This is a genomic window from Bacillus sp. N6, assembly GCF_052805735.1.
On sequence record NZ_CM127843.1, the window covers coordinates 4,530,222 to 4,551,194 of the forward strand.

Annotated in this window: 22 protein-coding genes and 1 other annotated feature; of the genes, 7 read left to right on the forward strand and 15 right to left on the reverse strand. The window is 36.5% G+C overall.

The window, feature by feature from the left end; genetic code table 11:
- Positions 1-31 precede the first annotated feature (31 nt).
- The 4 genes from thiI to ACUXVC_RS23365 all read right to left on the reverse strand — a co-directional run bounded on the left by thiI (position 32) and on the right by ACUXVC_RS23365 (position 5,388).
- Positions 32-1,246, reverse strand: a complete 1,215-nt coding sequence (gene thiI, locus ACUXVC_RS23350; protein ID WP_000989275.1) for a tRNA uracil 4-sulfurtransferase ThiI — start codon at positions 1,244-1,246, stop codon at positions 32-34.
- 6 nt (positions 1,247-1,252) lie between these two features.
- On the reverse strand, positions 1,253-2,395 hold the full coding sequence (locus tag ACUXVC_RS23355; RefSeq protein WP_144465116.1) for a cysteine desulfurase family protein: 1,143 nt from the start codon (positions 2,393-2,395) through the stop codon (positions 1,253-1,255).
- A 230-nt stretch (positions 2,396-2,625) separates the two neighbouring features.
- A complete protein-coding gene (ezrA, locus tag ACUXVC_RS23360) occupies positions 2,626-4,338 on the reverse strand; it encodes a septation ring formation regulator EzrA (protein WP_098976333.1) in 1,713 nt (570 codons plus the stop codon).
- A gap of 210 nt (positions 4,339-4,548) precedes the next feature.
- Positions 4,549-5,388, reverse strand: a complete 840-nt coding sequence (locus ACUXVC_RS23365) for a LysR family transcriptional regulator (RefSeq protein ID WP_144465117.1) — start codon at positions 5,386-5,388, stop codon at positions 4,549-4,551.
- Between the two features lie 124 nt (positions 5,389-5,512).
- Between ACUXVC_RS23365 and ACUXVC_RS23370 the strand changes: the two genes are divergently transcribed.
- A complete protein-coding gene (locus ACUXVC_RS23370) occupies positions 5,513-6,457 on the forward strand; it encodes a DMT family transporter (protein ID WP_098976331.1) in 945 nt (314 codons plus the stop codon).
- A gap of 11 nt (positions 6,458-6,468) precedes the next feature.
- Here ACUXVC_RS23370 and refZ read toward each other — a convergent pair whose 3' ends face one another.
- Complete coding sequence (gene refZ / locus ACUXVC_RS23375) at positions 6,469-7,107, reverse strand: forespore capture DNA-binding protein RefZ (protein ID WP_000814914.1); 639 nt, start codon at positions 7,105-7,107, stop codon at positions 6,469-6,471.
- Between the two features lie 147 nt (positions 7,108-7,254).
- Here refZ and ACUXVC_RS23380 point away from each other — a divergent pair, with 147 nt between their 5' ends.
- Entirely contained in the window at positions 7,255-7,734 is a 480-nt protein-coding gene (locus ACUXVC_RS23380; RefSeq protein WP_000494338.1) for a GAF domain-containing protein, read from the forward strand.
- A gap of 62 nt (positions 7,735-7,796) precedes the next feature.
- On the opposite strand, the gene megL is transcribed toward ACUXVC_RS23380, so the two are convergent.
- Positions 7,797-8,972: a methionine gamma-lyase gene (megL, locus tag ACUXVC_RS23385; protein WP_000726576.1), complete on the reverse strand. Its 1,176-nt coding sequence runs from the start codon at positions 8,970-8,972 to the stop codon at positions 7,797-7,799.
- A 400-nt stretch (positions 8,973-9,372) separates the two neighbouring features.
- Between megL and rpsD the strand changes: the two genes are divergently transcribed.
- A complete protein-coding gene (gene rpsD, locus ACUXVC_RS23390) occupies positions 9,373-9,975 on the forward strand; it encodes a 30S ribosomal protein S4 (RefSeq protein WP_000135315.1) in 603 nt (200 codons plus the stop codon).
- A gap of 300 nt (positions 9,976-10,275) precedes the next feature.
- On the opposite strand, the gene ACUXVC_RS23395 is transcribed toward rpsD, so the two are convergent.
- Positions 10,276-10,749 (reverse strand): hypothetical protein, encoded by a 474-nt coding sequence (locus ACUXVC_RS23395; protein ID WP_446025840.1) that lies wholly within the window; start codon positions 10,747-10,749, stop codon positions 10,276-10,278.
- 442 nt (positions 10,750-11,191) lie between these two features.
- Here ACUXVC_RS23395 and ACUXVC_RS23400 point away from each other — a divergent pair, with 442 nt between their 5' ends.
- Complete coding sequence (locus tag ACUXVC_RS23400; RefSeq protein WP_446025841.1) at positions 11,192-11,971, forward strand: hypothetical protein; 780 nt, start codon at positions 11,192-11,194, stop codon at positions 11,969-11,971.
- 128 nt (positions 11,972-12,099) lie between these two features.
- Here ACUXVC_RS23400 and ACUXVC_RS23405 read toward each other — a convergent pair whose 3' ends face one another.
- The 8 genes from ACUXVC_RS23405 to acsA form a co-directional block, all read right to left on the reverse strand.
- A complete protein-coding gene (locus ACUXVC_RS23405) occupies positions 12,100-12,429 on the reverse strand; it encodes an SLATT domain-containing protein (protein ID WP_446025842.1) in 330 nt (109 codons plus the stop codon).
- A gap of 272 nt (positions 12,430-12,701) precedes the next feature.
- A complete protein-coding gene (locus tag ACUXVC_RS23410) occupies positions 12,702-12,830 on the reverse strand; it encodes a hypothetical protein (RefSeq protein ID WP_000050940.1) in 129 nt (42 codons plus the stop codon).
- A gap of 127 nt (positions 12,831-12,957) precedes the next feature.
- Positions 12,958-14,214 carry a tyrosine--tRNA ligase gene (gene tyrS, locus ACUXVC_RS23415; RefSeq protein ID WP_000512083.1) on the reverse strand — a complete coding sequence of 419 codons (1,257 nt, stop codon included), beginning with the start codon at positions 14,212-14,214 and terminating at the stop codon, positions 12,958-12,960.
- A gap of 70 nt (positions 14,215-14,284) precedes the next feature.
- Positions 14,285-14,512, reverse strand: a binding site (T-box leader).
- A 77-nt stretch (positions 14,513-14,589) separates the two neighbouring features.
- Positions 14,590-14,835 carry a hypothetical protein gene (locus ACUXVC_RS23420; RefSeq protein ID WP_001293782.1) on the reverse strand — a complete coding sequence of 82 codons (246 nt, stop codon included), beginning with the start codon at positions 14,833-14,835 and terminating at the stop codon, positions 14,590-14,592.
- Entirely contained in the window at positions 14,816-15,361 is a 546-nt protein-coding gene (locus ACUXVC_RS23425) for an RNA polymerase sigma factor (protein ID WP_000057198.1), read from the reverse strand. Before ACUXVC_RS23425 ends, ACUXVC_RS23420 begins: the two co-directional genes overlap by 20 nt.
- Positions 15,342-15,797 carry a hypothetical protein gene (locus ACUXVC_RS23430; RefSeq protein ID WP_000066427.1) on the reverse strand — a complete coding sequence of 152 codons (456 nt, stop codon included), beginning with the start codon at positions 15,795-15,797 and terminating at the stop codon, positions 15,342-15,344. The genes ACUXVC_RS23425 and ACUXVC_RS23430 overlap by 20 nt, the downstream gene beginning before the upstream one ends.
- A 66-nt stretch (positions 15,798-15,863) precedes the next feature.
- Positions 15,864-16,424 carry a maltose acetyltransferase domain-containing protein gene (locus ACUXVC_RS23435; protein WP_043924715.1) on the reverse strand — a complete coding sequence of 187 codons (561 nt, stop codon included), beginning with the start codon at positions 16,422-16,424 and terminating at the stop codon, positions 15,864-15,866.
- Between the two features lie 82 nt (positions 16,425-16,506).
- Positions 16,507-18,225, reverse strand: coding sequence for an acetate--CoA ligase (acsA, locus tag ACUXVC_RS23440; RefSeq protein WP_000862047.1), 1,719 nt, complete (start codon positions 18,223-18,225; stop codon positions 16,507-16,509).
- A 176-nt stretch (positions 18,226-18,401) separates the two neighbouring features.
- Here acsA and acuA point away from each other — a divergent pair, with 176 nt between their 5' ends.
- Genes acuA through acuC form a run of 3 tightly spaced genes read left to right on the forward strand, consistent with a single transcriptional unit; the run spans position 18,402 to position 20,859 of the window.
- Positions 18,402-19,034: an acetoin utilization protein acetyltransferase AcuA gene (acuA, locus tag ACUXVC_RS23445; RefSeq protein ID WP_000581393.1), complete on the forward strand. Its 633-nt coding sequence runs from the start codon at positions 18,402-18,404 to the stop codon at positions 19,032-19,034.
- A gap of 17 nt (positions 19,035-19,051) precedes the next feature.
- Positions 19,052-19,696, forward strand: coding sequence for an acetoin utilization AcuB family protein (locus tag ACUXVC_RS23450; protein ID WP_000634583.1), 645 nt, complete (start codon positions 19,052-19,054; stop codon positions 19,694-19,696).
- Positions 19,693-20,859 (forward strand): acetoin utilization protein AcuC, encoded by a 1,167-nt coding sequence (gene acuC / locus ACUXVC_RS23455; protein WP_000092829.1) that lies wholly within the window; start codon positions 19,693-19,695, stop codon positions 20,857-20,859. The genes ACUXVC_RS23450 and acuC overlap by 4 nt, the downstream gene beginning before the upstream one ends.
- Positions 20,860-20,973: the final 114 nt, after the last annotated feature.

Here is a 20,973-nt window from a genome sequence, read left to right on the forward strand (position 1 = left end):
ATACACATTTTAGATATGGTAATTTATGGTTTTAGAAAAGTTCTTCGAATTTTTCTTCTTCCGCCACTACTTCAACTGTTTGTAATACCATTGTTTCTTTGTTCGCTACAGCTTGTTCGATTAACGGTGTGAAATCGTATTTCGCTTCAAATCGATTTGCTTTTTCACGCTTCGGCTTCGTCGCCGGGCTAGCTGGTGTGAATACTGTACAGCAATCTTCGTATGGACGAATTGAAATATCATACGTGCCGATTTCTTCAGCAATTTTAATAATTTCTAATTTATCCATCGTAATAAGCGGACGAATAACTGGGTAGTTTGTTACTTCGTTAATCGTATGCATGCTATCTAATGTTTGGCTTGCCACTTGTCCAAGACTTTCACCAGTTGTGATTGCAAGTGCATTACGCTCCTCAGCAATCTGTTCTGTAATACGCATCATCATACGGCGCATAACCGTCATTGAATAGCTAGATGGGATTTCTTTATTAATCGTTTTTTGCACTTCTGTAAACGGAATAAGGTGAAGCGTTACACGTTTACAGTATTTCGTTAACTCTTGTGCTAAATCGATTACTTTTTGTTTTGCACGCTCACTTGTGAAAGGTGGGCTATGGAAGTGAACTGCTTCCACAGATACGCCGCGTTTCATCGTTAAGTACGCTGCTACTGGGCTATCAATACCACCAGAAAGAAGTACCATTACTTTTCCGCCAACGCCAACTGGTAAACCGCCAGCTCCCATATGCTCACCACACATAATATAGCTGTAACCACTGCGAATTTCTACACGTACATTCACATCTGGATTATGGACGTCTACTGTGATATCCTCTGTATTTTCTAAAATGTGCCCACCGATTTCTGGAAGTAACTCCATCGTCTTCATTGGGAAGCGCTTATCAGAACGGTGCACTGTAATTTTAAATGTTTTCACATCATCTTTTACTTGTAAGAAAGCTGCTAATGCACCTTTTTTAATATCTTCTAATTCTGATGGTACTTTCATCGCTAAGTTAAACTTATGAATACCAAATACGTCTTTCAATCTTTCCGAGATTGCTTCATGATCTTCACCATTTAACTGGATGTACATACGGTCATGCGTTGCATCAATTTTAATATTTGGGAACTTTTTCAGTTTGAACTTCACGTTATCTTTTAATGTGCTTACAAATTTAGAACGGTTTTTACCTTTTGTCGTCATTTCTCCGTAACGCACTAAAATATATTCATATGTCATCATATTTCTTTACCTCATCACTTCATATAATTTTGGCATCGTCTCTTTTACAATACCTTCAAATTGTTTTACTTCTTCCATCGTGTTGTCTGGTGCCAAACTAATACGAATAGCACTTGCAGCTGCTGCATGCGGCACTCCCATCGACACTAACACTCTGCTCACTTCATTTGCTTTTGAAGAACAAGCAGACTTCGTCGATACATATACACCGTGCTCTTCTAAAGCATGAACGACTACTTCTGGTTTTAAACCAACAAATGATACATTTAAAATGTGCGGTGCTGCATATGCAAGCGATGTATTAATTGTCACATCTTCCATCTCTTTAAAGAAGCTGACAAGCTCTGCTTGTAAACTTTGCAAATGAGCTACCTTTTCTTTCACTTGTTCCATTGTCATGCGAAGTGCTTTCACCATCGCTACAATGCCAGGTAAATTCTCTGTACCAGAGCGATACTTAAGCTCTTGTTGACCACCTGATAAAATCGGATCTAATCTTACACCATCGCGTACATATAGAAGACCCGTTCCTTTTACACTGTGGAATTTATGTCCAGATATTGAGCAAAGATCAATATGAGAAGCATATAAATCAAGCGGTACTTTTCCTATCCCTTGTACATGATCTACATGGAATCTTATTTTCGGATGATTCGATAATAACGTTCCAATTTCAGCAACGGGCTGAATTGCTCCAGTTTCGTTGTTCACATGAATAATTGATACAAGAATCGTATCTTCACGAAGTGCTCGTTTTACATCCTCTACCGATACAACACCATGCTCGTTAACCGGTAAATATGTTACATCAAATCCGAGTTCTTCTAATTGCTTATATGCCTCAAACACAGACGCGTGTTCAATATTTGTTGTAATGATATGTTTGCCGCGCGAACGATTCCTCATCGCTATCCCTTTAATCGCAAGGTTGTTCCCTTCCGTTCCACCTGATGTGAAAATAATTTCAGAAGGTTTAACGTGAAGAAGCTGCGCTGCAATCGTTCTTGATTGTGTTAATAGACGCTCTGCCTCTCCTCCAAGCGAATGAATAGAAGAAGGATTACCAAAATATTTCCCAGCAACCGTCACGTACGATTGAAGAGCTTCTGGATATGGCTTCGTCGTCGCACTATTATCAAAATAGATCATCGTTCTTCCCCTTTCAGCGCTATCACATCATATAATCATATCATAAATACGTGTCATTACGCTAAGACTACACAAAGGTTCCGTTTTATCCCGATTAGTGAATAATAATAATTAGTGAGATACCCCCACTGATTACAGTTCCACTTTATTTTGAAACGAATAACCTTACTGTATTCCGCTATTCATTATAGCAACATCGCCTGCAAAATTACACAAAAAAACAAACCCTTTTATGAAAGGGTTTGTTCATTGTCTACATATTCAGCTATTTTTTGAACAACACCAGGTTCAAGTTGCTCTAGTACAGAAGCGGCTTGTTCTAAAGCTGCATCGTATTGATATTCACGGAATAATTTCTCCGCATAATTTAAGCTTTCTGCAAGGCTTTCATCATGACTGCGGTAACGGTTACCGTATTGAATTAATTTTTCAACTAAATACGCTTGTCCAATTAACTCTTCTGTCATTTCAGCTACACCGTTCACAGTTGTGTATGCTTCTTCTAAACTACTATTTACAGCGTTCATATTTAACGGCTTCACTTCTAATTGTTCATATACAGCTTGCATTGCCATTTGCCCTCTTTTTAAATCTTCCACAATACTCTCTGGAAGACCTGGCAAATTAGACTTTTGCATAAAGCGTTTCGTTTCGAAAATAGTATTTCGCATTTCTTGTAACTTCTCACGTGCTTCAAATTCTTCTTTACGCATCGTTTGCAGCATTTCTTTATATTCTGCATGAAGTACTTTTAACGTTTCACATTGCTCATAAACCTCTTCAAGTTCCTCACGAATAATAGAGAAGGCAATATCTTGTTCAGCAACGCGTAATTGTAGCATTTCAAAACGTTTCGTTAAAATGTGCATTTGCTTTTCAATTACTTTTTGAGATTCAATATCCTTATCTTGCAATTGATAGCTTTGTTTCACAAGTTGTGTTTCTGTTTTCGTTTCAATCGTTTCGATACGTATTTCTTCTAAGTCTTCATAAACAGAAAGTGTTTTTTGCTCCACATAATGTCTCGCATGCACCTCTTGCTCAAGTTGATCATAGAAACCATCTAAACGAGTTTTTAAGTCTTCCACTTTTTCAGCCGCTTCTGTTATATGAAGCTCCTGTATATCTATTAAACATGTGTTTAGTTGTGTCGTCATATCACGAACTTCTTTAGGGATTTCCAAATACTCTAATACATAACCTTGTCTTACCATATCATTATGACCCTGTAATAAATCTTCCAGTTGAACTGGTAGCGTCGCTTGACACTCTACTAATAAATCTGGAATTTGGTGAATAATGATTTCTAAACTTGCTAAACCTTCTTCTAAACTAATAACAATTTCTCTCGCTTTTAAGTAGTCACCATTATCTGTTGCTTCTTCAAAGCTTTTAAATTTATTAGATTCAGCGTCTAGCATCTCTTCGATTTTCTGCTCTGCTGCTCCATACATATGTCTATGAGCAAGAACACTCTTTTTCATACTACGATATGTATCACGTAACCCTTCAATTTCCGAGCTATTTTTCTCATGGCTTTCTAACAATTGCTGTAATTCATTTAAAACACCTGTAATACGATTATCAGCGTCATCTAAACCACTTATGGATTCGTTCATCGCATGCTTTGCTTTTCGGAAGGAGAATTGCGAGGCGAATTTTCGCGCTTGCGCTAAATCTTTGTCAGCTTTCGGAAGGGTTGTTGATACAATTTCATCCCATTCTTCACGCCATTTACCAAACAGTTCTTCTGTTTGACCCGTCATGTTTAAATCTTTTACCCGTTTTAGTTCATCTGCCACAGGTTTATCTTTTATCTCTTGTTTCCACTGCTCCAGTGCTTCAATATCTTTATATGAACGATTTCTTATCACAAGCTCTATCATGAGCAGCACTAGAATAGAGCTTACTACAATGATAACGATCGTCAGGATAGAATCCATGCAAAAAAGCCTCCTAGTTATATCTCTTTTTTTGTCCGTTCCGTTTATGAAATGGAAGGCATTATGTATAAAAAGGGAATTCCCCTATATTTAACAACTAACAATGTACTAATCATACCATGTAATGGCTTGTTTTTGACCTAGTTTTTTTTAAAATTTCATGTTTCTTTCAATGCAATTGTAATCTTTCTCAATATTCCGCCTACCTCACTACCTATCCTCAAATGATTGTAATACCAAACAATCTTTCGTATGAGATACGAAATAAATTTTCCGCATGAGTGGTGGTTCAACAGAAATTCCATGTACATTTCCCTGCCTTACAGACTGCTCTACTGCCCTTTCTGGAAGTAAAGTGATGCCAAGGCCAGCTTTTACCATTGCAAGCATCGGTTCTGCGTAAGATGTTTCCACAGCTATAGTTGGTTTTACATCTATCTCATGAAACATGTTCATAATCATTTTCCTTACATCGCATATTTCTGGATATACAATTAATTTTTCATTTTGCAGCTCTTCTATTTGAATGACTTTCTTCTCTTTATACGGATGATTATTTGAAACGGCACAAACAATTTTCTCTTGTTGCACTTCTTTTATATACGTAGCACCTTCTACTACTGAATCGATGAACATCGCTTCAATCTCCCGCGCTTTAAATAAATCTCTTAATACTTCCGTATGTCCGATTTGCCACTCTACTTCGAACTCATCACCTAATACATCTTTACATTCTAATATGTAATGCTCTGCTAAACTCGGTAGTATACCAATTGAAAACTTTCGGTTCTCTTGATACCCCCTCATTTCTGTTTTCACTTCATTTATTTGTTCCAAAATCGGTAGCATTCTTTTTATAAATAACTCTCCTGCCTCCGTTAACTCCACTCCTTGCGCAGAACGCTTAAGTAAAGTAACCCCTAAATCCGCTTCTAACTTTTGAATTTGCTTACTAAGCGCTGGTTGAGATATATGTAAAATCTTACTTGCCTTTGATAAACTTCGCGTATGCTTCACTTCGATAAACGATCGTACTGCCTCCAAATCCATCGTACACACCTCTAACAAAAAGTTATAACCGTTATAAGAAATCGATATTTCCTCCTATAAACAATTACTCTTTATACTTATTTCATCAACTTACTATAACGAAATGTAAAGGGGAAAGATACTCTTGAACAAAAAACAAATGCTACTCGGATCCTTTCTATGCTTACTCGCCGTAACTGCCTGGGGATTTATGTTTCCTGTAATGGCAAATGCCCTGCAATTTATCGATCCGTTCTTCTTCACAACGATTCGCTATGGATCAGCAGCTATTATTTTTCTTATTTTGCTATTAATTACTGAAGGGAAGACTTCACTCCGCTTAGAAAAAAAAACACTTTCTCTGTTCTTTTACGGGACATTCGGTTTCGCAGGATATGGTTTTCTCGTTTTCTACGGACAACAACTTGCCGGGCCTTCTGGAGCAATTCATGCAGCTATGATTCAGTCCCTTATGCCTCTAATCGCCTTATCACTGCAATGGATAACGAAAAATCGTCGCCCTCAAAACTACACATTTCTTTGTATGTTCGTTGCATTACTCGGTGTTATGCTTGTCATTTCAAAAGGAAATATTCACTTATTATTTGGAGCTGCAAGTCACTTATCGACAAATATATTAATGCTATGCGGTGTTACTTGCTGGGTCATTTATACAAACGGGGGTGCTCGTTTTCAATCTTGGTCACCACTTCGATATACGACATTAACTTGTTTATTTGGCTCCATTTCACTCATCGTTATTGTTACTTTCTTAACGTACACAAATATAGTTACTATGCCGTCACTGCGTACAGTTGTGAGCGTTCGTTTTGAGCTCCTTTATATGTCGATTATCGCAGGAGTTATCGCTGTATTTTGCTGGAATATGGGAAATCGCTATATTTCATCTATTAACGGCATATTATTTATGAATTTAGTCCCTATCCTTGCACTGATTGGTTCTATCTTTCGAGGTTATACAGTCGATAAAATCGAAATTGCTGGAGCTGCATTAACAATTATCGCGCTATTATGTAACAATTTATGGCAAAGAAAAGTAAACATAAAAATCCCCACCTCAGTTCGTTAGGTGGGGATTCTTCACATATGAACAGCTCTTGGCCATTCATGGTACATATTTGCTTTACATAATGCTTGTTCCATCCATTGCTCAATCTCTTTCGTATACATTTCTATGAAAAATGTCTCAGACGGGAAAGAATGCAGTACTTCTGATATATATTGTGGATATAAAAACGGCATATTTATCATACCTTTTAATTGCGTCATAAACATTGTAAATGATACTTTCTGAAATTCTTGTTTCATTTGTCCTTGTCTAATAATTTGCTCTATATAATATCTTTCTTTAGAAAAATAAACGGTCATTACTTCACGAATTAATGTCGTATCAAGCGAAAGCTCTCGGTAGAAGAAACGTGTTAGTTCTCTATTTTCAAATTGATATCGTAACATCCCACGCACCATTTGCACCATCACATCTTTAGCCGACAAATACTCTCTCTGTTCAAACGAAATTTCAATCACATGAATATACCCTTCTAAAAAATCAGTAATAAGCTGTTCTAATAAACCTTGCTTCCCAGCAAAATAATATGAAATATTCGCTACATTCACATCCGCTCGCTTTGCAATGTCTCGCACCGACGTTCCATCATAACCTTTCGTATTAAACAACGATATTGCCGCATCAATTACTTTTTGTTTCGTCTGCTTCATGCGCTCACTTCCTCTCAATGAACAGCTATAGTTTAAATTTCTTGACTTTTAAGACAAATTCCTTTAATTTTCTATCGACAAAGTCATGTGAAATACATCGTATTTTGCTAATATTTTACACATCTCGATAAAAAAGGAGCTGTTTCCATGTTTACTAAAGAAAGTTATGCAGGATCTCGTGTGCAGCAATATGAGACAGTAATTAAACAACTGGATGCGTTATTAACTGGCGAATCAAACGTAGTCGCAAACTTATCAAATGCGTCCGCATTATTAAACCAATTTTTAGATCGCGTTAATTGGGTTGGCTTTTACGTAACAGAAGGAAATCAGCTTGTCCTTGGACCGTTCCAAGGAATGCCTGCTTGCGTACGCATTCCATTTGGACGAGGCGTTTGCGGCGTAGCAGCTGAAACGAAAACAACGCAGCTTGTAGCGGACGTTCACCAATTCCCAGGTCACATCGCTTGCGATAGTGCTTCTAATTCAGAAATCGTTGTACCGATTGTGAAAGAAGGAGCTGTCATTGGTGTACTTGACATTGATAGTCCTGAAAAGAATCGTTTTGATGAAGTAGATCAGTGCTATTTAGAAAAGTTTGTGGAAACACTCCTAAAACATATGTAAAAAGAAAAGAGCGAGTTATCGATTTAGTACGTCCTGTACAAAACCGATAGCTCACTCTTTTTTTATTGATTAACAGTAGATATTTTCTTTAATGCTTGCTCTAAATCAGAAACGATATCCTCCCAAGATTCTAAACCAACCGATAAGCGTATTAAATTATCGAAAATGCCCATTTCTTTTCTTAGTTCAGCTGGAATCGCAGCGTGCGTCATCGTTGCTGGATGCTGAATTAACGTTTCTGTATCTCCTAAACTCACCGCAATTGTAATAAAGTGGAGGTCATTAATAAATGCTTGCGTCTCTTCTTTTCCGCCTTTTACTGAAAAAGAAATAACACCGCCCCCGCGCTTCATTTGACGAGATGCTAATTCCCCTTCTGGATACCAAACACCTTCTACCGCATCATGTTTTCTTAAGAACGATACAATTTTTTCTGCATTATCACAATGACGATCCATTCTTACCGCTAACGTCTTTAACCCGCGTAATAATAACCACGCATCAAACGGCGCCATAATGCCGCCGATATCTTTTCGCATCGGGCGAATCTTTTCAGCTAACGCTTTCGTTTTACAAATTGTTACACCCGCTACAACGTCACCATGGCCACCAATATATTTTGTCGCACTATGCACAACAGCGTCACAGCCAAGCTCAAGCGGTCTTTGTAAATAAGGTGAACAAAACGTATTATCAACAATGACAAGTAAACCATTTTGCTTCGCAACCTGAATAACTTGTTTTAAATCGATTAATTTCATTGTCGGATTAATCGGTGTTTCAACGAAAATAAGCTTTGTATTTGGACGAATTTTATTTTCAATATCAACCTCTGTCTCCATCTCACAAAACGAATGCGTAATCATAAATTTTTCTTCTAACACTTCTAAAAAACCGTACGTACACCCATATAATCCATTTGAACAAATAATATGATCTCCAGCCTTTAAAAAACCGATTAAAGTTGCTGAAATAGCTGCCATACCAGATCCGAAGGCAAGTGCTTCTTCTCCTCCTTCTAACACCGCCATACGTTCTTCAAATAATTTCACAGTCGGATTTCCAAGCCTTGAGTAAATATAAGATGGATCCACTCCCGCAAAACTCGCCTCTCCTTGCTGCGCAGTCTCAAATGTAAACGTAGAGGTTTGAAATAAAGGTGGTGTTAAACTTCCTTTATGTTCCTCAGGTGTATAACCGTGATGAATTAACGCTGTCTCCATATGCTTCTTTTTCATAAAAACATCCCCTTTATGTTTTTATTACCGCATATTCACCAGTAAAAAACTGATGAACGTTTTTACTACATTTTATGTAAGCGTTTTATTTGTGTTTCTATCTCTTCTTTTATATTGTTTTAAATTCCTTCTTATATTAATTTCCAAAATTTATATGCATAAAACAAAAACGTACTCGCTTGACGAAACTCTGGGTAAAAGATATAATAGCGTTTGTGTAAAATAAAAAGGCAGCCTTGTAATGTGAGTTTATCGTTTGTATTTTGTTCCTCTACGGAGGTGTATCTCGTAACTCCCTGCTGCTGGAGCGAAGGTACATGAAAACAAAATGCCCGTAAATATCGATTACGTCTGTTTTTATTTTACGTAAATAAAAACATTTTTAAAGGAGGAGTCAACTATGGCTCGTTATACAGGTCCAGCTTGGAAACTGTCTCGTCGTCTTGGAATCTCTCTAAGCGGCACAGGAAAAGAATTAGAAAAACGCCCTTACGCACCAGGTCCTCACGGTCCTAACCAACGTAAGAAACTTTCAGAATACGGTTTACAATTACAAGAGAAACAAAAACTTCGTCACATGTACGGCATGACTGAGCGTCAATTCCGTCGCACATTTGACCAAGCAGGTAAAATGCCTGGTAAGCACGGCGAAAACTTCATGATCCTTCTTGAAGCTCGTCTTGACAACTTAGTTTACCGTATGGGCTTAGCTCGCACTCGTCGTGCAGCTCGCCAATTAGTAAACCACGGTCACATCATGGTTGATGGCGCTCGCGTAGATATCCCATCTTACCGTGTAAAACCTGGTCAAACTATCAGCGTTCGCGAAAAATCTAACAGCCTTGTTGTTGTTAAAGAAGCGATCGAAGTTAACAACTTCGTACCAGAATACTTAACTTTCGATGCTGACAAATTAGAAGCTACTTACACTCGTCACGCTGAGCGTGCTGAGTTACCAGCTGAAATCAACGAAGCATTAATCGTAGAGTTCTACTCTCGTTAATCTCGGTACTCTGAAAAGAGTCGTATTAAAAGCCTTAGGAACCTTGTTTATCAAGGGGCCTGGGCTTTTTTTATTTTATACAACGCATATAATTAAAGCTAAAATAAAAAAGCTGGTACGTGTATAGAAATGGTTCGGTGTAAACAGAATAAGAAAATGAATAAATTAATTACTATACTTTAATTACCTATATTATTCATGCCCTTCCCTTCTCAATATAAAGTTTTGTTTATGTAGGAATTTTATTAAAGCTTTCCTCACATCAAAAATACAATAAAAGCCACACTCCTTTGAATGTGACTACATTAATCCTTCTATTAATATATTTTCTTCCTCAATGTATTTATCAATTAGCACCCATATATATTTTTTATTTTGCTCAGAAGCTCTCTGATAATGCATTTTTTTCTCTTCATCCGATGTACTTAAAAAATCAGCACACCAAGTAATATATCCATTACAGTTTTCTTTTAAATCTTTTGTAAATTTATTTTGTCTATCTAAGTTAATCCAAATAAATATTTTGTGATCTAACAATTCAAATTTCATTTTTTGCTTTTCTTTTTCATCAGTTTCCACGCTACATCTTCTACCCAAATCAAGAACTTTTGTAATGTGTTCGAATAAATCATTTTGCATTCTTCTTTTCTCAGATAATTCTACACCTATCCTACGATCTTTTTCCTTGTTTTCATTTAAGGTTCTAGCGTTATAAATCGATACAATTAGTGTAACTAACGAAATAATTGATGTAATAATTAATGCTATATTCACTTTGTTTCCCCCTTATGTTGTAAATAAATCTTACCATATAAGATTATTACTATATAAGAACTATTTCTTATTTTTCCCCTTTTGCATCATGCCCATCTAATTCACTTACTTCCGCTCTTCACTAGGTGAATTATCTCGCAACGCTCTTTCTTTAGACTCTTTACTCACCATCCTCAAAAACAACCTTTCTATCATGTTCCTCTAGGATTTTCTCACGACTGATCTTTTCTACTGGATCTCCAGCATCTAAAATAAATTAAAAATTTCAAAAATAAGAAATTGGTAATTCATAACTATCTAAGGATATTTTAGTGCCTTCAATACCTTTATAAAATAATACGTTACATAAATAGCTTATTGGAGAAATATATTATTAAATTTTGATATAATGGTTAAGTTGGAATATTAAACCTAAATTCTTAAAGGAGGATATATAAGTTATATGTCATTTACTGAAATTGCTGATATAGCTAAAATTACAGGTGCAGCTGTAGGGGTGTGGGGACTTATCAAGGGATTCGGTTCATTCTATATGGAATCTTCCACTACCAATGAATTCGATCAATTATTTATGAACAAAACTAAACGTAAACAGATGGATATTTTTATGTTTTGGCAAGATATAGTCATTGCTGCAATATGTGTATTTATTCTTCCTGCACTTTATTTTAAATTTTTTATACCTAGTGTACCAATTGACTATTCTTTCATTTTAAAAACATTATATCAAGTGAGTACGCTCTTATTTTCTTTGTTATTTTTAATACTTTTAATAATAACAACCACCCTCCCCTTCATTAAACCTAATAAAAATAGTTTATTCTGTAGAATCACTAGATATGTTGGCCTACTTAACATGATTAATTTTATGTTCATTTATTGGGCCCTCTTTAATATCAAAATTGATGGTAATCTCTTTCAAACTTCAAAAAATACTTTTGTATTAATCGCTATCTTTATCCCTTTATTTATGAGCTTCTTTTATAAATATTTAAATCAGCAACTGAGAGATAGACATAAAACACAATATCTTGTAGAAAACTTAAACGAAGAAAAAATAAAAGAGTTACAATTAATACACAATTTTATTATCGATGATAAAAGAAGTGTATTCTATGAAAAATATAAAGAGGAAGACGGAACCTTTTACGTATGCGACTTTTCATCAAAGGTATATTTAAAATACTCAAAAATGAAAACAAGAAACAACCCTTCAAAATAAAATTAACATATCTGAAAGAGCATCCATTGTGGGTGCTTTTCCTTTATTCGAAGTGACGATGATTTAATTCATACTACCTATGTAATTTCCGCATAATAAAAAGCACTCCATAAGGAATGCTTTAAGTTTCACTTATTCATAAATATGATCAATAATATTAAAGGTAAACAAAACACAATAAATCTTTGAAACCTTTCTCGCCACACATATCTTCTTATTTCATCTTTATATTTCTTTTCATGATCTGGTTTGCATGTCATGTAATCAATACTAATATGATTTTCTTTTTCCAAAATTAACTTTTCATAATCTCGGTGAAGTTCCTTTAATTTCAGTTGATTAATTGAACTCGGATCATCCTCTAACCGTTGTAGTTTATTTAATAACACATTTAATTGTTGATAGTTATTTTCAAAATTACTAGCACGTTCTTTGTAACTCTTAACCCCTAAAAACATAGTAAAGAATGTTAATGATCATTGATTATTAGAAATACTACAAGTATCTTCACGAACTTTTAAAACATAGCTTAAAAATAATTTTTCTATGTCTCCAATTAACCAATTGTTTTATATTTATGATAGTAAGACTAAGCATTACTTTTATTGATAATTGCCTAAATAAGAAACTGATTATCTGATTCATGACCTTCATTGTATTTCAATAAAAAAACTGTTTGAATTAACTAAACAGTTTTTCAAACAGCCTTTTATTTATATATAAAATAAAGTTATTTATTTTCCTCTTTTTGAACATATACATAAGCATCTTTCTGCTCTTTATGTATATCAACCTTCGAATTCTCTGCAAGTTGACCCGCATTTAGCAAAGAAAAAATAATCAACGCTTCTAGTGACATTTCGTTTTACCACTCCTTTCTAATTGTTATACGTTTATCATACCGCTTACATGTGATTTCCGTATGAACTCGAAAAGGAGATTAAAACAAAAAAGCTTTGAGGAAATTCCTCAAAGCTTTTTATTTATTAGTAACGAATTAAGAAATATTTCTTCTTACCGCGGCGAATGATTGTGAATTTACCTTCGATGCGGTCGTTTTCTGTTACAACGTAGTCTAATGCTTGTGTACGCTCACCGTTTACGTAGATTGCGCCGTTCGTTACATCTTCACGTGCTTGACGTTTTGATGGAGAGATTTTGCTTTCTACAAGTAGGTCGATTAATACTGTATCTTCTGCAGTACGTTCTACAGATGGTACGTCTTTGAATCCTTGCTCGATTTCGCTTGCAGTTAGTTCTGCTACAGAACCGCTGAATAATGCAGCTGAGATTTTAATCGCTTGCTCTAATGCTTCTTCGCCGTGAACAAGTTTTGTCATTTCAGAACCTAATGCTTTTTGTGCTGCACGTTTTTCTGGCGCTTCAGCTACTTGCTTTTCAAGCTCAAGAATTTCTTCATGAGATAAGAATGTGAAGTATTTTAAGTATTTAACAACATCGCGGTCATCTGTGTTAATCCAGAATTGGTAGAACTCGTAAGGAGTTGTTTTCTCTGGGTCTAACCAAATTGCTCCGCCTTCTGTTTTACCAAACTTCGTACCGTCAGATTTAGTAACAAGTGGAATTGTTAAACCGAATGCTTTCGCATCTTCCTCTGATTTACGGATTAATTCAAGACCAGCTGTAATGTTACCCCATTGGTCACTACCACCGATTTGTAGGCGACAATTATGTTGTTGGTATAAGTTTAAGAAGTCATATGATTGTAAAATCATGTAACTGAACTCAGTGAATGAAATACCAGTTTCTAAACGAGATGCTACTGTATCTTTTGCTAACATATAGTTTAAACCGAAGTTTTTACCGATATCGCGTAAGAATGAAATTACATCTAAGTTACCAAGCCAGTCATAGTTGTTAGCCATCGTTGCTGGGTTGTCCACGTTTTCGAACTCTAAGAAGTTTGAAAGTTGGTTTTTAATGCTTTCTGTGTAGTAAGCAACTGTATCTTTCGTATTTAATGTACGCTCTGCTTTTTTACCACTTGGGTCACCGATCATACCAGTACCACCGCCAACAAGTGCGATTGGTTGGTGACCAGCTAATTGGAAACGACGTAACATTAATACTGGTAACATATGACCGATGTGTAAGCTATCTGCTGTCGGATCGAAACCACAGTATAATTTAACGCTTTCTTTTTCTAATAATTGCTCAAGGCCCTCAGCATCTGTTTGCTGATTAATTAGACCGCGAAATTCAAGATCTTGTAAAATACCCATATCCTACATACTCTCCTTTAAGTTCATTACTGGCGTGAAGGTTGAAAACATAAAAAAATCGCCCCTTCAAATAAGGGACGATTTTGATTATCGCGTTACCACCCTAGTTGCAGGCAAAAAAGCCTACCACCTTATTTACATAACGGCTTAGCACCGTCTTTTCCCTTTTGAATACAATTCAATCGAAAAAAGATGCTCTAGGGGCGTAATTCGCGATCATCTATGTGCTGATTTTCACCGACCATCAGCTCTCTAAAACAGGGAAATGATCACTACTTCTCCCTTTCCACGCTCAATTATTCATATACTTTTCTTTATACCATCATTTATATAGGCGTGTCAAATAGAGGTGGAATTTCTCTTCTTTCCAATCCTTTACAACGCCATAAAGAGTATCGTAATAAGAGAAAGAATTGGAACCCCAACTAACAACGATACATGAAATACAACCGATAAATCATTTCCAATGGTCGCCTCCACAGGATCTTTCGCCGGGGAACCAAGAAACCCGATTAATCGATCGAATCGACTTACCGTTTTTGGAAAGTCTGGTATTTCTACATGATCACTATCTAAATGTTGCTTTAACTTATATTCACTCTTAAAGGGATTTTCGCTCAATTTCATCCACCTCCAGCAATTGTTTCAATTTCTTTATTCCATTATGAAGTCTCGATTTCACTGTTCCAATCGGAATGTTTAATATTTCTGCAATTTCTTTTTGCTGCATATCATGATAATAAGAAAGGATTAGGACCGCTCTTTGCTCTTCTGGAACTTTCAAAATTGCTTCTCTTACTGTGAGCCGATCTTCGTGAGAAAATTCTTTTTCCGGAATCGGCACTAAAAATGGCAAAAGCGTACGCCACTTTTTTCTCCTATTCAATTTATTAATCATAAGACGATAACCAATTTGAAATAAATACGTTTTTATTTTACCTTTTTCAATTTCATACATATGTTTCTTACGCTCTAGCGTCAAAAACGTATCTTGCACAAGATCGATACTTAATTGTTCATCTCGGTTAAATCGATATAAAAATGTGTATAGCGCTGGTTTGATTAAAATATATAGTCTTTCTCCCGCTTGTTTATCTCCACTTTGATAAGCAAGCATGAGCTCCTCCTCAATCCCAATCTGCGCCATGATTTTTGATCTCCTTTATTCCTTTTAACGTTAATGAAATACGGGAAATTAAATATGCAATCGCAATAAAAATCCACAATTGTGATTGATTTGTAAAAAATTGCACATATGGGTTTTGAATCGTAAATCCCATTGCAACTAAAATATTTAACGCTTGCACACATATGCATGCATACAACGCAAGGCAGACAGAAATAGTATCAAATACATTCCAGCGAAAATACACTTTTGTTTTTGTAAAATCAATTTTATATCCATTTTTCCGTACTATATGTTTTCTATCAAATGGAATAATTATTGAAAACAGAACACCCATTATAGCTCCAGCTGTAAGCATTGATACTCTATATCCAATTGGTATCGGTAAGAAAAGACCACAAGAAAATACAACTATAATTCCAATTAAAGCAAAAGCAAGAAGTAATTTATTAGACATAAAAAAGCCTCCCTCATCTATTCTTTCACAAATGTATACAGACGAGGAAGACACTTCGTTCAAATATTATTTTAATTTTTTTATAATCTTTGCGGGATTCCCGCCAACTACTACATTATTAGGTACATCTCTCGTTACGACAGCACCAGATGCGATCACCGCATTGTCTCCAATTGTTACACCTGGATTAATAATTGCTCTTCCGCCAATCCATACGTTATCGCCAATTGTAACTGGTTTTCCGTATTCTGATCCGCTTATGCGCTCTACTGGATCAAGCGGGTGTGTTGCTGTATAAATGTGAACACCTGGAGCTAACATACAGTTCACTCCGATTGTTACCGGGCATACGTCTAAAATCGTACAGTCAAAGTTCGCGTAAAAATTTTCGCCAACGTGAATGTTATAACCGTAATCACATCTAAAAGAAGATTCAAGATGAATATTATCTCCTGTCGTTCCAAATAATTCTTTTACGATTTCGCTACGCTCTTTCAATTGCTCTTCTGGCGTATCATTTAATTTTCTCGTTAATATACGTGCTTGCTCTCTTTCTTGTACTAAAACTGGATCAGCCGGTATGTACATTTCTCCTAGTATCATCTTTTCTTTTTCTGTTTTCATCATACTCCCCCCCTTTAACTTATATATATAAGTTAATAATAACATAAAAAAAGGCCTGAACATTTTTCGTTCAGACCTTCCTCTCTTAATCTTCCATCGTTGATAAGTCACCTGTTGGTAAATTTAACTCCCACGCTTTTAATACGCGGCGCATAATTTTACCACTTCTCGTTTTCGGTAATTTATCTCTAAATTCAATTTGCCTTGGCGCTGCATGAGCTGCTAGGCCTTTCTTTACAAATTGACGAATTTCTTCTTTTAATTCATCAGATGGTTCGTATCCTGCTCGAAGTGCGATAAATGCTTTAATAATTTCGCCGCGCACTGGATCAGGAATACCAATTACACCTGCTTCTGCAACAGCAGCATGCTCGATTAATTTACTTTCTACTTCAAACGGACCAACGCGCTCACCTGAAGTCATAATTACATCGTCAATACGTCCTTGGAACCAGAAGTATCCATCTTCATCCATATAGGCAGAGTCACCTGATACGTACCAATCTCCCGGCATGAAATAAGATTCATACTTTTGCTGGTTATTCCAGATTGCACGCATCATAGATGGCCAACCTTTCGCAATTGCTAAGTTACCCATTGTGTATGGAGGAACTTCATTTCCTTCATTATCAACAATCGCTGCTTTCACACCTGGAATTGGTTTACCCATTGAGCCTGGGCGAATTTCCATACAAGGGTAGTTACAAATAACTTGTCCACCTGTTTCTGTCATCCACCACGTATCATGAATACGAAGTCCAAATGCATTCATACCCCAGCGAATTACTTCTGGATTTAACGGCTCACCAACGCTTAATACGTGACGAACTTGTGATAAGTCGTATTTTTTAATTGCGTCTTGTCCAGCTCCCATTAACATACGGAACGCTGTTGGTGCGCTGTACCAAACCGTCACACCGTAATCTTGCAGTGCTTCATACCAAGCTTCTGGACTAAAGCGTCCACCTAAAATAACATTTGACGCTCCAACTAACCACGGTGCGAAAATACCGTAAGCAGTTCCCGTTACCCAGCCCGGGTCAGCTGTGCACCAATATACGTCATCTTCTTTTAAATCTAATACCCATTTCGCCGTTTGATAGTGCTGAACCATTGCATTTTGCGCATGAAGCACACCCTTTGGCTTACCAGTAGAACCAGACGTATAGTGAAGAATTAAACCATCTTCACGGCCTAACCATTCAATATGTAATTCTTTTGAAGCTTGTTCAAATAAAGGATTGAACGCTACCGTTTTACCGCCTTCTTCTACATTATCTCCAACAAGGAAAACTGTTTTTAAAGCAGGTAAATCATTTAATGGTACACGCTCTAATAACTCAGGCGTTGTAATTAACACCTTCGCTTCACTATCTTCTAAACGATCGCGAACCGCACCTTCCATAAATGCTTCAAATAACGGTCCAACAATTGCTCCTAATTTCACTGCACCTAAAAGTGCGAAATATAACTCTGGAGAACGTGGCATAAAAATAAAAACGCGATCGCCTTTTTCTACATCGCCATAATTTTTCAGGACATTCCCTGCTTTATTAGAAAAATCCTTCATTTCCTTAAATGTATATTTCTCTTTTCGCGATCCATCTTGATAATAAAGAGCTACTTTATTCTTTCGATCGGATTTCGCATGCTTATCAATTGCCTCATACGCCATATTTACTCGGCCTGTTTCATTCCAAGTAAAGTTTTTATTAACCTCTTCCCAGTTAAAATTCGCGTATGCCTCATCATAATTCGGCAAATTATTTTCTCCTTTAATGACAGGAAGCGTTTCTACTTTCATACTTTACATCCCCCTCCTATGTATTCTATTATCTATTATAATGATATTATTTAAAATTTTCAGTATATTTGTTGATTTTTAGACAAATTTTTAATGACAAAATTCGATTCACATCGCATATATTATAAAGTACGATATTAATAGATTCACAAACCCTCAAGGTGGTGAGCAATACATTGATTCATAAAAAAATATACAATGCTAGAAACTTAAAAACAGCGAAAGGCACTTTAATTATTGAAGGTCCTGTCTCTACACATAATCTTGAAATGTATGAATTTCATCCAGATTTAGTTGCATTTCGTCCTGCTGAACAGCAATATAAAGCAATTGTCGAAATTTCTAAATTACCAGAAGCTCGACTCATTATTGCTAGACATGACCAAATGATTGTTGGATATGTTACATATTTATATCCTGATCCACTTGAACGATGGTCAGAAGGAAAAATGGAAAACTTAATTGAGCTTGGGGCAATAGAAGTAGTCCCAGCCTTCCGCGGGAGTTCTGTCGGAAAGAACTTACTAGAGGTTTCTATGATGGACGATTATATGGAAGATTACATTATATTGACGACTGAATATTATTGGCACTGGGATTTGAAACAAACAGGATTGAATGTGTGGGAATACCGAAAAGTAATGGAAAAGATGATGAATGCCGGCGGGTTACAATGGATGGCTACAGACGATCCTGAAATTTGTTCACATCCCGCCAACTGTTTAATGGTCCGCATCGGTAAACGCGTTGATACGGATTCTATTCAAGCTTTTGATCGTCTACGTTTTCACAATCGTTTTATGTATTAATAAAGGGGGCAACTGGAATGATTGTAGAAGAAATTATGAATCAAAATGTAGTTACACTACATCCAAACGATACAATCGAAACAGCAATCCGAACGATTCGCACGAAAGGCATTCGGCACATTCCAATTGTCGATCAAAATAATCACGTCGTAGGCATTATTTCTGATCGGGATGTAAGAGATGCAAGTCCGTCTATTCTAGATGAACAAGTTTCACTCGATATGCTACAGCAACCGCTTGAACTTATTATGAAACATCCTGTAATGACTTGCCACCCTCTCGATTTCGTTGAGGAAATTGCTACTTTATTTTTTGAAAATAAAATTGGCTGCCTTCCTGTTACAAAGGCCGGGAAGTTAGTTGGAATCATTTCTGAATCTACAGTATTACACACGTTAGTAAAATTAACAGGAGCACATCAACCGAGTTCGCAAATTGAAATTCAAGTAAAAAACGAACCTGGTATTCTTGGAAAAGTCGTTGCTATTTTTAGTGATTTACAAATAAATATCGTGAGCGTTCTCGTCTATCCAGCAAAAGACGAGAATGATAAAGTACTCGTTTTCCGCATTCAAACGATGAATCCTCTAAAAGTGATTGATGCACTTGAAGCAGAAGGCTACCGCGTATTATGGCCAAACATCATGGGGATGCAAGCATGAGTAGCGCGTTTATTTATTCGGATGACTTTCGGGGCTATTCATTTAGCCCTGATCATCCTTTTAACCAACTGCGCGTCACACTTACGTATGATTTATTACAAAAGGGCGGTTTCATCTCTCCCTCTCAAATCATCTCACCACGGATGGCTACAGATGAAGAGATTGCCTACGTTCATACAGAGGAGTACATAAATGCGGTAAAACGTGCTGGAGAAGGAAATTTAGAAAAATCAATTGCGATGACATATGGACTTGGAACAGAAGATACACCGATGTTTCCAAATATGCACGAAGCAAGCGCATTGCTCGTTGGTGGCACATTAACAGCTGTCGATGCTGTTCTTTCCGGAAAAGTAAAACACGCGCTTAACTTAGGAGGCGGCTTACATCATGGCTTCCGTGGTAAAGCATCTGGCTTTTGTATTTATAACGACAGTTCTATCGCAATGAAGTATATTCAGAAGAAATACGGTTTACGCGTCCTATATATTGATACAGACGCTCATCACGGTGATGGTGTACAGTGGTCATTTTATGATGACCCTAACGTATGCACCATTTCATTACATGAAACTGGTCGCTATTTATTCCCTGGAACTGGTGCTGTAAACGAACGTGGACAAGGTAATGGTTATAGTTATTCTTTTAACGTTCCACTCGATGCTTTTACAGAAGATGAATCGTTCTTAGAATCATATCGAACTGTTGTAAAAGAAGTTGCAGCGTACTTTAAACCGGATATTATTTTAACGCAAAATGGTGCTGATGCACATTACTACGACCCACTTACACACCTTTGTGCGACCATGAATATTTACCGCGAAATACCGAAACTCGCTCGTGAAATTGCTAATGAATATTGCGACGGTCGCTGGATCGCTGTCGGCGGTGGTGGCTATGACCATTGGCGCGTCGTTCCAAGAGCTTGGGCACTCATTTGGCTCGAAATGAACAACATCCAAAACATCTCAGGTTATCTCCCTCCAGAATGGATTGAAGCTTGGAAAGGACAAGCAGAAACAGAACTTCCCCTCACATGGGAAGATCCAGACAACATGTATAAACCTATCCCCCGTAAACCAGAAATTGAAGAAAAAAACGCATTAACTGTAGCGAAATCCCTTGAAATTATTCGGAATAATATGACAAAATCTTTGTACTAAACGAAAAGGAGGCTCGTTTTTGAATAGCCTCCTTTTATTTATTGTCGGTTTCTGTCGGTAAGTCGATATATTTTAATAATCGCTGATATATTTCGAAATGCGCCGATATATTTT